Origin of the sequence: Curvibacter gracilis ATCC BAA-807 (assembly GCF_000518645.1) — a bacterium.
Classification (GTDB): Bacteria; Pseudomonadota; Gammaproteobacteria; order Burkholderiales; family Burkholderiaceae_C; genus Curvibacter; species Curvibacter gracilis.
This window is the reverse complement of the sequence record NZ_KI912466.1, coordinates 174,930-188,990: the sequence shown is the minus strand read 5'-3', so window position 1 is coordinate 188,990 and position 14,061 is coordinate 174,930. Positions and strand designations below refer to the sequence as shown.

General features: G+C 65.3%; 11 protein-coding genes. 6 read left to right on the top strand and 5 right to left on the bottom strand.

Features of this window, described 5'->3' with window-relative positions:
• Positions 1 to 41: 41 nt before the first annotated feature.
• Positions 42 to 839, top strand: coding sequence for a hypothetical protein (locus tag L880_RS33725; protein ID WP_051443617.1), 798 nt, complete (start codon positions 42 to 44; stop codon positions 837 to 839).
• On the opposite strand, the gene L880_RS33720 is transcribed toward L880_RS33725, so the two are convergent.
• Complete coding sequence (locus L880_RS33720; protein WP_084461681.1) at positions 833 to 3,883, bottom strand: EAL domain-containing protein; 3,051 nt, start codon at positions 3,881 to 3,883, stop codon at positions 833 to 835. The two genes, L880_RS33725 and L880_RS33720, sit on opposite strands and share 7 nt — an antisense overlap.
• A gap of 263 nt (positions 3,884 to 4,146) precedes the next feature.
• Between L880_RS33720 and urtA the strand changes: the two genes are divergently transcribed.
• From urtA to urtE, 5 genes are all read left to right on the top strand, one after another.
• On the top strand, positions 4,147 to 5,412 hold the full coding sequence (gene urtA, locus L880_RS0126455; protein WP_027478159.1) for an urea ABC transporter substrate-binding protein: 1,266 nt from the start codon (positions 4,147 to 4,149) through the stop codon (positions 5,410 to 5,412).
• Positions 5,413 to 5,547: 135 nt separating this feature from the next.
• Entirely contained in the window at positions 5,548 to 7,134 is a 1,587-nt protein-coding gene (urtB, locus tag L880_RS0126450) for an urea ABC transporter permease subunit UrtB (protein ID WP_027478158.1), read from the top strand.
• A gap of 28 nt (positions 7,135 to 7,162) precedes the next feature.
• Complete coding sequence (gene urtC / locus L880_RS0126445) at positions 7,163 to 8,296, top strand: urea ABC transporter permease subunit UrtC (RefSeq protein WP_051443652.1); 1,134 nt, start codon at positions 7,163 to 7,165, stop codon at positions 8,294 to 8,296.
• Positions 8,293 to 9,174, top strand: a complete 882-nt coding sequence (gene urtD, locus L880_RS0126440; protein ID WP_019574794.1) for an urea ABC transporter ATP-binding protein UrtD — start codon at positions 8,293 to 8,295, stop codon at positions 9,172 to 9,174. Before urtC ends, urtD begins: the two co-directional genes overlap by 4 nt.
• Before the next feature lie 894 nt (positions 9,175 to 10,068).
• Positions 10,069 to 10,761, top strand: a complete 693-nt coding sequence (gene urtE, locus L880_RS0126435) for an urea ABC transporter ATP-binding subunit UrtE (protein ID WP_019574793.1) — start codon at positions 10,069 to 10,071, stop codon at positions 10,759 to 10,761.
• A gap of 41 nt (positions 10,762 to 10,802) precedes the next feature.
• Here the strand turns inward: urtE and L880_RS0126430 are convergent, their stop codons facing one another.
• The 4 genes from L880_RS0126430 to L880_RS33715 form a co-directional block, all read right to left on the bottom strand.
• A complete protein-coding gene (locus L880_RS0126430) occupies positions 10,803 to 11,540 on the bottom strand; it encodes a haloacid dehalogenase type II (RefSeq protein WP_051443616.1) in 738 nt (245 codons plus the stop codon).
• 63 nt (positions 11,541 to 11,603) lie between these two features.
• Positions 11,604 to 12,470 (bottom strand): urease accessory protein UreD, encoded by an 867-nt coding sequence (locus tag L880_RS0126425; RefSeq protein ID WP_027478155.1) that lies wholly within the window; start codon positions 12,468 to 12,470, stop codon positions 11,604 to 11,606.
• A 108-nt stretch (positions 12,471 to 12,578) separates the two neighbouring features.
• The gene (locus tag L880_RS0126420) at positions 12,579 to 13,013 is read right to left on the bottom strand and encodes a VOC family protein (protein WP_027478154.1); all 435 of its coding nucleotides are present in this window, start codon (positions 13,011 to 13,013) and stop codon (positions 12,579 to 12,581) included.
• Positions 13,010 to 14,059, bottom strand: a complete 1,050-nt coding sequence (locus L880_RS33715) for an isopenicillin N synthase family dioxygenase (protein ID WP_245615384.1) — start codon at positions 14,057 to 14,059, stop codon at positions 13,010 to 13,012. Before L880_RS33715 ends, L880_RS0126420 begins: the two co-directional genes overlap by 4 nt.
• Positions 14,060 to 14,061 lie beyond the last annotated feature (2 nt).

Below are 14,061 nucleotides of genomic sequence, written 5' to 3'. Positions count from 1 at the left end.
CTTTCTTCTCCCACCCACACCCATTCCCATAGGAGGCCTTCATGGCTGCAGTGATCAACCCGTTCCCGGCTTCGGAAATCCGCATGTCGGGCACACTTCCACAAACCTTCCCAGCGCATGGCGATGGGGTGATGGTCATGTCGGAGGAGCGGCTTCCTTTCACGGTGCGCCTGGTGCGCACCGAGCACGAGTTGGCCAAGGCGGTGGCGGTCCGTCATGCGGCCTATGCGCGGCACCTGCCCGAGTTTGCCGAACAGCTTCGCCAGCCTGAGTTGTCGGACTTCAGCGATGAGTGCGCCGTGCTGCTGGCGGAGTCTCGGCTGGATGGCTCGCCGCTGGGCACCATCCGGATTCACACCAACCGCCGCGACCCACTCCCACTGGAGCAGTCGGTTCAGTTGCCGGATTGGTTGTGCCAAGGCAATTCCGCGGAAGCCGCCCGGCTGGGCGTGACCGAAGGCATGACTGGGCACCTCGTGAAGACGGTGTTGTTCAAGGCCTTCTATCTGTATTGCCTGAATTCCGGCATTGACTGGATGGTGATTGCAGGGCGTTCACCGATCGACCGCCAATACCAGCGCTTGCTCTTCCAGGACGTGTTTCCTGGTCAGGGCTATGTACCACTGCGCCACGTCAGCAACCTGCCCCATCGCATCATGTGCTTTGACGTGGCGACTGCGGAGGCACGTTGGGCACGCGCAGGGCATCCGCTTTACAAATTCATGGTGCAGACGCAGCACCCGGACCTGATGCTGGATCAGCCCGGTCCTGACGTCAGTACGGTCAAACCTTCACCGAAGCCTTCCAGCCTCGGCACTGCGGCCAGGCTGCCTCAGTGAAGGCGTGAGGGCAATGACAGCCCCGTTTCCAGTCTCGTGTCCTTCAACGTCTGCTGGTATTGAGCCATGACGTTTTCGGCCACGAAGTGCCCGGAGGACTGGGCGGTCAGAATGTCTTCCGGCGCCATCGATCGGGCGATGGCGTAGCCTTGCACATAGTCCACGCCGGCTTCGGCCAGGGCTTGGACCGTGGCGAAATCCTCCGCCCACTCCGCAATCGTCTTCATGCCCAGGTTGCGGGCCAGGTTGACGATGGCTTCGACAATGGCGACGTTGGCCGGGTGCTGGTTCATGTTGACGATGAAGCTGCCGTCAATCTTCAGCAGATCGGCAGGCAGGTCCTTGAGGTAGGAAAACGAGGTGTATCCGGCACCGAAATCATCCAGGGCAACTTTGGCCCCCAGGCCGCGAACCCGGTCGATGAAGCGGCGCGTGTTTTCCAGGTCATGCAGCGCAATGCTCTCGGTGATCTCCAGGCAGATCGACGGGGCCACCTCGGGGTAGGCCTCCAAAAGTCGGCTGACTTCCTGAACGAAGCGCTCATCATTGAGAGAGGCTCCGCTCAGGTTCATGCAGACAAAAAGAGTGTTCTTCAAGTCAGCCTGATGCGCACTGAGCCAGCTCAGGCTTTGGGACAGAACCCAGCGGTCGATCACGCCCATGCGACCTGCGTATTCGGCGGCCGCAATCAGGCGGGGCGTGGGCACGATCTGGCCGTTGGCATCACGCATGCGCAGCAGAACCTCGAAATTGAGGGAGTCCATCGGACGCTGCAGCGACATGATGGGCTGCATTTCAAGGTACAGCCCATCGGGCACCGTGCTGGTGGCCGACAACTGTCCCACCAATCGCATTTCGGCATCATGGGCCTGGAAGAGCTTGGAGTCGCGCTCGAACACCACGAGGTGGCTGCCGTGACTGACCTTGGCCTCCCGGCATGCGCGGTCCGCGGTCGAGATGGCATCTTTGGAGGACGTCCCGCGCGCCACCTCGATCAAGCCAATGGAGCCGCGCACATGGAAGGCGTGGTCTCCCACCTTGTAAGGGCGGCTGCTGATGCTGTTGACGATGCCTTGGCACAGCAGTGTGGCGTGGGCAATCCGGGTGTCCGGCATCGTGAGCAGGAATTCATCGCCGCCCATGCGACCCAGTTGCATGGTGCCCGTGAGCATGTTGGTCACCCGTGCAGAGACCTGGCGCAGGATTTCATCGCCTGCGGCGTGACCGTAAAGATGGTTGATCAGTTTGAAACGATCCAGATCCAGATAGGCCAGCGTCAAGGTCTCTGTGCCTTGGGTGCGATTGAGTGCATCCTCCAGCACGCCTTGGATGCCGGTGCGGTTCAGTATCTTGGTCAGGGGGTCATGGTGCGCCAGGTATTGCAGGCGTGCCGTGGCGCGAGCACGTTCCGTGATGTCTTCCAGTGAGCCTTCAATCCGGTCGCCAGCCAAGGTGGCCTTGATCAGAAATTTCTTGCTTTCCGCATTTCTTCCCTCGCGAGTGCTTTCCAATTCGATTTCGGCATCGGTCTGGGCGTCCAGCATGTGCAGCAGGCGATGCCAGCTGTCTCGGGGGAAGTACTGATCCCAGCGCTTGCTGCCCGGAGCCAGCACAGCGGGGCCCAGCAGGCTCTGCAGCGCCGGGTTGGCACTCAGGAATTCGCCGTCCAGATTGAGCGTGAACAGGCCAATCGGGATCACTGTGTAGGCGTGCTGCAATTCTGCCTGGGCCTGCAAACGGTGATGGTGCTCTTCACGCATCTGGGCCGCGATGGCCAGCGATGCGAGCAGGCTGGACGACAGCGCTGCAGTCACACTGTTGACCGAGCCGATCAAGGACTTGATGCCCATCGCAGCAGCAGCCACTTCATAGACGCTGGCCGCCAGCATGATCATGATCGAGGCGCCGTACCAGACGGCCACCGGTGACCGGGTTTGCATCAAGATGCGAAATACAAAAAAGACCAATGTGGCGGCCCCAAGGCTCACCGCTACCCAGACAATGGGCAGGAAGACTTGGTAGGACAGCACCAAGGACATGGCCAGCAGCGGCAAGCAGCTCCATTGCGCCAGTCTCAGCAAAGGCTGATACCCCACACGATCCAGGTGGTCGTGGAAAAGCTTGCGGTACAGGGTGTAGGTCACCGCGTACTGGAGCGCCACCGTGATCAGTCGGATGCGCAGCAGCACTTCATGCGGAATCACACGCCCCAGCCATTGCACGTCCCAGCCAGCCGACAGGGCACCCATCCGGAGATTGACGATCAGCCAGACGGAAAACAGCAAATAGGTGCTGTTGCGGTTGATCAGGGCCGTGATGAACACGAACAGCGACAGCACGATGAGGCCCCCGTCGAGCAAGGCCGAGTTGTGCTCATAGACCCGTGCAGCCTTGTCGAGCTCTGATTTTTTCCAAAGCTCCACAGTGAGGCGGGCGGGGCCGATGAACCGGGCTTTGCAAAGCAAGCCGATCGTGGGGTCGGTGCTGTCCGGTGTATAGGAGAAGCCGCTTCGGATGGCCTGCAGCTCTCCCTGGGTGCCTTCCCTGGTGGCCTGGCCCAATGCACGGTAGCTTTCTGAATCCCAGCACGCCAGTTCTGTCAAATGGCGAGATGGAAACTCAATGGTTTCATCTTTTTCATTTTTTTGGTTGTCGATCCGGAATGAAAACCAGACAGGCATTTCAGACAGATGCGTGTCCAAAAAATCGACCCGAGGAGCATTCTCCAGCAGGCGCGCCGCGCGCAAGGGATCTGTCAGGTCGCGCTCAGGGAGCACCGCCTGAAATGTGACTTTCCTGGAGTCCGCCTCGGGATACATCGAGGGCCAACTGATGAGCGCCCACAGGGACAACAGCGCGATCAGGGCTGGCAGCAGGTAGGCCGAGAAACCGAACAAGCCCCGGAAAATCCGTCGGTCAAGGCGTTGTACGGCTGGTGTTGTCACGGTTGCTTGCAGCGCATGTATCGCTTGATAGGTGGTGTTGGCAAGAGTGGGATCGAGACGAAACGTACTGATGAATCTGGCAGAAACGTCATCGAACATTATGGGGCGTTTGGCTGGCCCTTGTTCGACAGGCGGCATTTTTGATGCCGCTCAAAGGTTGCTCTGGGTGACAGCTGTGTTGGATTGACGCGACGTTTCATGGGCGAGGACCGCCGAGCCTGAAGGGCGGTTCAAGACACCGCATACGCCACCCGGCGTATTTCCGCATCGCCCCCCGGTTCCTACGATCACTTCCGTCGTCACTGATTTCTCTGGCCCCCGCCGCGGTGACGCAACGATCCAACCTCAACCGGAGTCCCCTCATGCAACGTCGCTTCACCCTCAAGGCCCTCACCGCCGCCGTCGCGCTGGCGGGCATCAGCGCCATCCCGGCCCACGCCGCCGAAGACACCATCAAGGTCGGCGTGCTGCACAGCCTGTCGGGCACCATGGCCATTTCCGAAACCGTGTTGAAAGACACCGTGCTGATGGCGATTGAAGAAATCAACGCCAAGGGCGGCGTGCTGGGCAAGAAGCTCGAGCCCGTGGTGGTGGACCCGGCCTCCAACTGGCCGCTGTTCGCCGAGAAGACCAAGCAGCTGCTGACCCAGGACAAGGTCGCCGTGATCTTCGGCTGCTGGACCTCGGTGAGCCGCAAGTCGGTGCTGCCGGTGGTGGAAGAGCTCAACGGCCTGCTGTTCTACCCGGTGCAGTACGAAGGTGAAGAGCTGAGCAAGAACGTGTTCTACACCGGTGCCGCTCCCAACCAGCAGGCCATCCCTGCGGTCGACTACCTGATGAGCAAGGACGGCGGCTCGGCCAAGCGCTGGGTGCTGCTGGGCACCGACTATGTGTACCCCCGCACCACCAACAAGATCCTGCGCGCCTACCTGAAGAGCAAGGGCGTGAAGGAATCGGACATCGACGAGAAGTACACCCCCTTCGGCCACTCCGACTACCAGACCATCGTGGCCGACATCAAGAAGTTCAGCCAGGGCGGCAAGACCGCGGTGGTGTCCACCATCAACGGCGACTCCAACGTGCCTTTCTACAAGGAACTGGGCAACGCCGGCCTGAAGGCCAAGGACGTGCCGGTGGTGGCCTTCTCGGTGGGTGAAGAAGAACTGCGCGGCGTGGACACCAAGCCGCTGGTGGGCCACCTGGCCGCCTGGAACTACTTCATGTCGATCAAGAACCCGACCAACGACGAGTTCATCAAGAAGTGGAGCGCCTACGCCAAGGCCCACAACGTGGCCGGCCACAAGGACAAGCCGCTGACCAACGACCCGATGGAAGCCACCTACATCGGCATCAACATGTGGAAGCAGGCCGTCGAGAAGGCCAAGAGCACCGATGTGGACAAGGTGATCGCCGCCATGGCCGGCCAGACCTTCAAGGCCCCGAGCGGCATCGTGTCCAAGATGGATGAAAAGAACCACCACCTGCACAAGTCGGTGTTCATCGGCGAAGTGAAGGCTGACGGCCAGTTCAACGTGGTCTGGAAGACCCCGGGCCCGGTCAAGGCCAAGCCCTGGAGCCCCTACATCGAAGGCAACGACAAGAAGGCCGACGAACCTGAAAAGAAGTGAGAGCCTTCTGAGGCCTGATGCGGGGTGGACCACCCACCCCGCTTAGACCGACCTGCAACCCGCCTTGCAGGTCCCCTGGGCGCCGCACCGGCTTGGCTGCCGGGTGCGGCGCCCGATCCTGATTGCCGAGGCGCCATGCTGACCCGATTTCTCCTCTTACTCGCCGCCGTGCTGACCAGCCTCCAGGCCCACGCCCTGGAGCCCGCACTGGCCCAGGCCCTGGCCGCCGGCGACACCGACGCCCGCATTGAAGCCCTGGCCAAGGCCACGGCCAACCCCGACGACAAGACCGTGGCCCTGATCCAGGCCCTGGCCGACGACGCCGTCAAGATCAAGGCCGGCGACAAGTCGGTGCAGGTCTGGCTGGTGCGTGATGGCAAGGGCATCGACCCCGCCACCGGCACCGAAAGCGCGCTGCCCGACGATGCCGAAGACGTCATCAACAACAACCGCATGCGCGCCGAGCTTGATGCCGCGCTGGCCGGCCTCAAGCTGCTCTCGCCCGACGAGAAGCTGCGCCGCGAGGCCCTCAAGACCCTGGAGGCGGAAACCGACGAGGCCCGCCTGCCCCTGATTGAAAAAGCGCTGGCCGGCGAGACCGTGGCCAGCCTGAAGGACCAACTCACGTTGGTGCGTGCCCGCATCCTGCTGGGCAGCAGCGACCGGGCCAAGCGCGTCGAGGCCGCCCGCCTGCTGGGCGACAGCCACAACGCCAGCACCAAGACCGTGCTGGTGGAGCGCCTGAAAGACGAGACCGACCCCGAAGTCAAAGGCGTGATCCAGGTCTCGCTGCAGAGGATCGAGGCCTCGCTGGTCTGGAGCGACCGCCTGGGTGCGCTGTTCTCGGGCATCAGCCTGGGCTCCATCCTGCTGCTGGTGGCCCTGGGCCTGGCCATCACCTACGGGCTGATGGGCGTGATCAACATGGCCCACGGCGAGCTGATGATGATCGGCGCCTACGCCACCTATGTGGTGCAGGGCCTGTTCCAGAAGTACCTGCCCGGCGCCTTCGACTGGTACCTGCTGGCCGCCGTGCCGGTGTCGTTTGCCGCCTCGGCCCTGATGGGGGCTGTGCTCGAGCGCAGCGTGCTGCGCTTCCTGTATGGCCGCCCGCTCGAAACCCTGCTGGCCACCTGGGGCATCAGCCTGATGCTGATGCAGCTGGTGCGCTCGGTCTTCGGCGCCCAGAACGTGGGCGTGGAAAACCCCAGCTGGATGAGTGGCGGCGTGGTGCTCATGGGCAATCTGCAACTGCCCTGGAACCGCATCATCATCATCGCCTTTGCCGCCGCCGTGTTGCTGGCCATGGCCTTCCTGATCGGCAAGACCCGCCTGGGCCTGTTTGTGCGTGGCGTCACGCAGAACCGTCCGATCGCATCCTGCATGGGCGTCAACACCGCCCGCATCGACACCTACGCCTTCGCGCTGGGTTCGGGCATCGCCGGTCTGGCCGGCTGTGCACTCAGCCAGGTGGGCAATGTGGGCCCCGACCTGGGCCAGGGCTACATCGTGGACTCGTTCATGGTGGTGGTGCTGGGCGGGGTGGGCCAGTTGGCCGGCACGGTGTACGCCGCGCTCGGCCTGGGCATCCTGAACAAGTTCCTCGAAGGCATCGCCGGGGCCGTGCTGGCCAAGATCGCGGTGCTGGTGTTCATCATCGTCTTCATCCAGAAGCGCCCGCAAGGCATCTTCGCGATGAAGGGCCGCTCCGCCGAAGCCTGAACCAGGAGCGTATCCAATGACCATGATCATGACCCACTCTTCACGCACTTCCTCCCCGTCATCGTTCACCCTGCCGGCGCCAGCGCCTTTGCTGTCCGGAGCCGGTTGGGGCGCCTTTCTGCTGGCCCTGATCGTGGTCTGCGCGGTGGCCCCGGCGCTCAACCTGCTGGTGCCGGTCGACAGCGCCCTGCACCTCAGCGACTACGCCGTGGCCCTCATCGGCAAGATCATGTGCTACGCCATCGTGGCCCTGGCCATGGACCTGATCTGGGGCTACACCGGCATCCTGAGCCTGGGGCATGGCCTGTTCTTCGCCCTGGGCGGCTATGTGATGGGCATGTACCTGATGCGCCAGATCGGCCGCGACGGCAACTACAAGAGCGACCTGCCCGACTTCATGGTGTTCCTCGACTGGAAGGCGCTGCCCTGGCACTGGGCGCTGTCCGACAGCTTTGTGGCCACGCTGCTGCTGATCGTGCTCGTGCCCGGCCTGGTGGCACTGGTGTTCGGCTTCTTCGCCTTCCGCTCGCGCATCAAGGGCGTGTACTTCTCGATCATCACCCAGGCCATGACCTTCGCGGCCATGCTGCTGTTCTTCCGCAACGAGACCGGCTTTGGTGGCAACAACGGCTTCACCGATTTCAAGCGCATCCTCGGCCTGCCCATCGCCACCCCCAGCATGCGCATGACGCTGTTCGTGCTGACCGGGCTCACGCTGCTGGGCTTCTTCCTGATGGCGCGCTGGCTGATCCGCAGCAAGTTCGGCCGCGTGCTGCAGGCGATCCGTGACGCCGAGAGCCGGGTCATGTTCTCGGGCTACAACCCGCTGCCCTACAAGCTCACCATCTGGACGCTGTCGGCCGTGATGTGCGGCGTGGCCGGGGCCTTGTACGTGCCCCAGGTGGGCATCATCAACCCCAGCGAGATGAGCACCGCGGCCTCGATCGAGATGGCCGTGTGGGCCGCGGTGGGCGGGCGTGCCACCTTGATCGGGCCGGTGATCGGGGCCTTCATCGTCAACGGCGCCAAGAGCTGGCTGACCGTGACGGCGCCTGAGTTCTGGCTGTATTTCCTGGGGGCGCTGTTCATCGCGGTGACCCTGTACCTGCCGCACGGTGTGGTGGGCCTGGTGAAGAAGATTCGTGAAGGGGGCGGCAAATGACGCCAGATCTGTTGGAGCAGGGCGCGCGCCGCGTCGAAGCCCGCATGGCCGCACTGGAAAGTGGCAAGAACAACACCGAATCGGGGGGCCGCACGGCCGGCTTCGGCCGCGTGATGGTGCCCGGCGAGGTGGACGTGAGCCACGGCCGCATCCTCTACCTGGAGGACGTGAGCGTGAGCTTTGACGGCTTCAAGGCCATCAACAAGCTGTCGCTGGACATCGCCCCGGGCGAGCTGCGCTGCATCATCGGCCCCAACGGTGCGGGCAAGACGACGATGATGGACATCATCACCGGCAAGACCCGGCCCGATGAGGGCAAGGTGTTCTTCGGCAGCACCATCGACCTGCTGCGCTACCGCGAGGCCGAGATCGCCCAGCTGGGCATCGGGCGCAAGTTCCAGAAGCCCACGGTGTTCGAGCATCTGACGGTGTTCGAGAACCTGGAGTTGGCGCTGAAGACGCACAAGGGCGTGCGCGCCTCGATGTTCTTCAAGCTCGACTCGGCCCAGAAAGACCGCCTGGCCGAGGTGCTGCACACCATCCACCTGGCTGATGCGGTGTCGCGGCTCTCGGGCAACCTGAGCCACGGTCAGAAGCAATGGCTGGAGATCGGCATGCTGCTGATGCAGGACCCCAAGCTGCTGCTGCTCGACGAGCCCGTGGCCGGCATGACCGATGAAGAGACGGCCCGCACGGCCGAGCTGTTCCTGACGTTGAAGGGCAAGCACTCGCTGATGGTGGTCGAGCATGACATGAGCTTCATCCGGACCATTTCCGACATCGTGACCGTGTTGTGTGATGGGTCGGTGTTGGCGCAGGGCACGCTGGACCAGGTGCAGGCGGATGAGCGGGTGATTGAGGTTTACCTTGGGAGGTGAGGGCGTGTTGATGTTTGGCGTCCGCCCTTCGCTGCGCTCTGTTTCTTCTGCTCTTCGTTTCTGGGCGGAGGATGGGGCGTCTCTGGTGGGGGGGCAAATGGATGCTGTGCCTTGTCCACTCGTTGCAGGTTCCGTGCTGCCGCTGCGCTCTGTTTCTGCTGCTCTTTGTTCGAGGGCGGAGGCCGGGGGTTCGTCCCGGCGGCCGAGCCACTTTCTTTTGCTTCGCCAAAAGAAAGTAGCCAAAGAAAAGGCGACCCGAAGTCAGGGCCACTTCGTGGTTCCCTGCGCTGCTCGCGCCAGGTGGGGTCTCGCTAAACTCGCTTCGCTCAAACAGACGCGAGCCCTTATCCACCTGGCACTCCGCTGCTCGGCCCTGCCCCACGGGGCAAGCGGGATCGGGAGCGGGCGAGCTTGCGAAGGTACTGACGAAATCAGGAGTGCCTGTGCATCCAGCGGCGCTGGTGTGTCGCTGTTTGATGTGTTGGGCAGAGCGCCCATGTGCCCCCGCGCTGCGAAGCAGCCGCGCCCTCCGATTGAAACAAACAGGCGTCGCTGCGCAGCAGCAGCCGTCGGTTCCCGTACCCCACCTCCCGTCGGGCACGGCGAGCAGCGCAGACTTGGGCGGATAAAGGGCTCGCGTCTGTTTGAGCGCAGCGAGTTTAGCGAGACCCCGCCCAAGTTGAGCAGCGCAGCGGACCCTGCGCAGCAGGGCGTGCACGTCGGGTCGCCTTTCTTTGCTTACTTTCTTTGGCGAGACAAAGAAAGTGAGGCGCCCGCCGGGGCGCAATCCCGGCCTCCGACCTCAACCGAAGAGCAGAAGCTTAAGAGCGCAGCGACGCAGCAGATGCAGCAGACCGCTCGATCCCTCAACCCGGTAACACCGGAGATCCCACCATGCTGACCGTCAAGAACATCAACCAGTACTACGGCGGCTCCCACATCCTGCGTGACGTGAGCCTGCAAACCACCCTCGGCAAAGTCACCGTGCTGCTGGGCCGCAACGGCGTCGGCAAGACCACCCTGCTGAAAAGCCTGATGGGCCTGGTGCCCATCAAGACCGGCAGCATCGAGTTCGACGGCCGGGCCATCGAAAAGGCCACGCCTTATGAACGGGCCCGGGCCGGCATCGGCTTTGTGCCCCAGGGCCGCGAGATCTTTGCCCGCCTCACGGTCGAAGAGAACCTGCGCATGGGCCTGGCCTACAAGCCTGGCAGCACCCCGGTACCGGCCGAGCTGTACGAGCTGTTTCCGGTGCTCAAGCAGATGCTGCACCGCCGCGGTGGCGACCTCTCGGGCGGGCAGCAGCAGCAGCTCGCCATCGCCCGGGCCCTGGCTGCCGGGCCGCGCCTGCTGATCCTGGACGAGCCCACCGAAGGCATCCAGCCCAGCATCATCAAGGACATCGGCCGCGTGATCCGCATGCTGGCCGACCGCGGCGACATGGCCATCCTGCTGTGCGAGCAGTACTACGACTTTGCCGAAGAACTGGCCGACGACTACCTGGTGATGGAGCGCGGCGAGGTGATCGCCCGGGGCCCGGGCAGCGAGATGGCCGAGAAGGGCGTGCGCCAGTTGGTGGCGATCTGAATTGATTTGATCTGGGCCGCCCCCTGCGGCGGCGGGTTCATTCAACAACCCAGCTGGTCTGCCAGGGCCAGCAGGCTGGCGCAGTGCAGCTCGTTGCCGGGCTGGGGCGTGCTGTCCTTGGGGTGGGCCGCACCATGCTCCAGCGGGCGCTCGATGTAGGCCGTGCGCAGGCCGCATTGGCGTGCGGCGGCCAGGTCGTCGTGGTGGGTGGCGACCAGCATCACCTGATGGGGGGCCACGTCGAACACGCGGGCCACGCCCAGGTAGGTGGCCGGGTCGGGCTTGTAGGCCCGGAACACCTCGGCACTCAGGATGCAGTCCCAGGGCAGGCCGGCGCGCTTGGCCATGTCCGTCAGCAAGCCCAGGTTGCCGTTGGACAGCGTGCACAGGGTGTAGCGCTGCTTCAGCCGGTGCAGGCCGGGCACGCTGTCGGGCCAGGGGTTCAGCCGGTGCCAGGCACGGTTCAGGTGCTGGCGCGCCGGCTCGTCGAGCTGGGCCAGGCCGAAGCGGGGCAGCAGCTCGTCCAGGATCAGGCGGTGCAGCTCGTCGATGCGGGTCCAGCCCAGCTCGCCGCTCATGACCCGCGCCATGGCCGGCTTGTAGCCGGCGCGCCAGGCGTTGGCGAAGGCGTCGCCGTCCACACCCGGGGCCAGGGCTTCGACCTCGGCGCGGATGCTGCCGTGCCAGTCGACCACGGTGCCGAAGATGTCAAAGGCCAGCACCTGGAGGTCGGTGCTGGGGGGGCGCACAGGGTGTGCTGCGGCGGCAGAAGGGTTCATGCGGGACCTCCGGTGGGTCGGGGCAGTCTAAGCCCAGCGCGGCCCGGCGTGGCCCGGCCACCCCTACATGGCCCAGATGCGCGGCGGGGTGCTGCCCAGTTGCCACAGCTGGCTGCGCCAGCTCGCCCAGACGGCGCGCAGCAGCTGCATCACGGGCTCGACCTGCGGGCCCAGCACGCGCACCACCACCACCTGCTCATTGGGGCAGGTGGCGCCGCTCCAGTCGGCCAGCGTGTGGCCGGCACTGGCTTCGCGGGCCAGGGCCAGGGCCTGCTCGCTGCGTGCGCGGCCCAGGGGGCTGCCGGCCACCAGGAACAGCGAGCCCACGCAGCGTTGGCCGGCCAGGCCCAGCGGGCTTTGCAGCAGCCGGGTGTCGCTGGCCGCGATGCGGCCGCGCTCCAGCCACACGCCGGGCACTTCGATGTGCTGGGCAAAGCTGCCCTGCTCGAAAGGCTGGTTGGCGTGGGGCAGGCCCAGGGCGGTGATGTCCCAGCCCATCAGCTCGGCGCCGGGGGCCAGGTGCATGCGCAGCTCGTTGTGCGCGTCGCAGGCGTTGTAGGCCAGGGCTTCGAGCGGCAGCCACTCCAGGCGCGCGCCCTCGGCCAGGTGCAGGCTGCTGCGTTGCAGGGCCGGCTCGCCGAGCGAGCGGTAGAAGCGTGTCGCGCCCGGCGTGGTCACCAGGCCGTGGGCCCCCGGCTCGACCTGCACCCGGATGTCCAGCGTGTCGCCCCCCACCAGGCCGCCGGGCGGGTGCACCAGCACGTTGTGGCAGATCGGGCCCTCGGGGTAGAGGCTTTTGAGGATGCGCAGCGGGCCGTCATGCTGGTGGTGGGCCACGGTGCGCGAGGCCGGAGCATCGGCGCTGGCCCCGGAGGCCACGGGGCTGGCTTGCAGGCGGTATTGGAGATCGAGTCGGGCGTGCCAGGACATGCGTTGGAGTGTAGGTGAGCCGAAGAGGCCTCGGAGCGCTTGGGCCCTCCGCGCCAAGGATTCTGGCTGCCGTGTCAGGGCCCGCTGGGGGTGGGGCGCCAGGCCCCCTCAATCCGGCAGCGGAAACGCCGGCGTGGGCACCCCCGCTGGCAGGCCCAGGGCGCTGAGCCGGAACACGTTGTGCTGCGGGTCGGCCAGCACCGCCTGCCATTGCCCGTAGTAGGTGGGGTAGGGCGGCTTGATCAGGCGCCCGCCCAGGTCTGCCACGCGTTCGGCGCAGCGGCTCACGGCTTCGGCCGTGTCGAGCATGAAGGTGCAGTAGGCCGTCACCGGCGGCACGCTGCCCAGCGCCGGGGCGCGCTCGGGCAGGCCCAGCAGCTCGTAGGCCGGGCGGGCATTGAAGCCCAACTGGAAGTCTTCAGTCTCCAGCGCCCGGTAGATGGGCGAGCGGCTGGCCACGGCCTCGGGCAGGCCGAGCAGGGCCTGGTAGAAGTCGAGCAGGGCCTGCGGGTCGGGGGTGAACAGGTTGAACCAGAGTTTCATGCGGTGGCCTGCGCAGCGGGGGCAGAGGTGGTGGCGGTGGCGGGTGTGGTGGAGGGTGGGAGGGCCGCGGGCGCGTAGGTCTTGAGGTACATCTGGCGCAGGTGCTCGCCCGCCGTGCAGGGGCTGTAGCGCGGCGTCTCGCCCGGGGCCACGGTGCCGGGCACGGGCTCGATCGGGGCCAGGTAGTCGGGCTCGTAGAAGAAGGGGATGGAGTGCCGGGCCGCCCCGCCCGAGTGGCGGTTGCGCACCCGGTGCGGGTTGGAGTGATACAGCCCGTTGGTCCAGCGCGGGATCATGTCGCCCAGGTTGACCACCAGGGTGCCGGGCAGGGGCGTGGCATCGATCCACTCGCCCGAGGGCGTGCACACCTCCAGGCCCCCGTGGCTGTCTTGCGCCAGCAGGGTCAGCGCGCCCCAGTCGGTGTGGGCGCCGGCCCCGAAGGTGCGCTCGTCGGCGCCCTCAGGGTGGGGCGGGTAGCGCACCATGCGCAGCGTCACCATGGGGCTGCCGTTGCTGGGGTCGAAGTAGGTTTCGGCCAGGCCCAGCGACAGCGCCATCAGCTGCATCAGGCGGCGGGCCAGGGCCAGCATGGCCTGCATGTAGGCCTCGCAGCGGGCCGGCGCCTCGGGCAGCTGCGGCGGCCATTGGTTGTGGCCGTAGGTCTGGTAGCCGGCGCGCACATAGGGGTGGTCGTCGGGGTAGGCCAGGCCGCAGTAGAAGCTTTCCTTGAGGTCGGGGTGGGCCTGGGCGTCCAGGGTCTGGGCGCCCAGGGCCTCAAAGCCCCGTGAGGAGGGCGAGTGGCGGATCGAGAAGGCCTCGCGCACGCTGGCCGGCAGGGTCAGCAGTTGCTCGGCCAGGGCGAACTGCTGCGCGATCAGCGCCTCGGGCACGCCGTGGTGGCGCACGTAGAAGAAGCCCGAATCGCGGGCTGCGGCGCCGAACTGGCGCGCCACGTCGGCGCTGCGCGGGGCGCCCGGCAGCAGGGCATCGGTCAGGTCCAGGATGGGCAGTTGCGGCATGGTGGCGGCTCGGCTGTCTGGGGGCATGG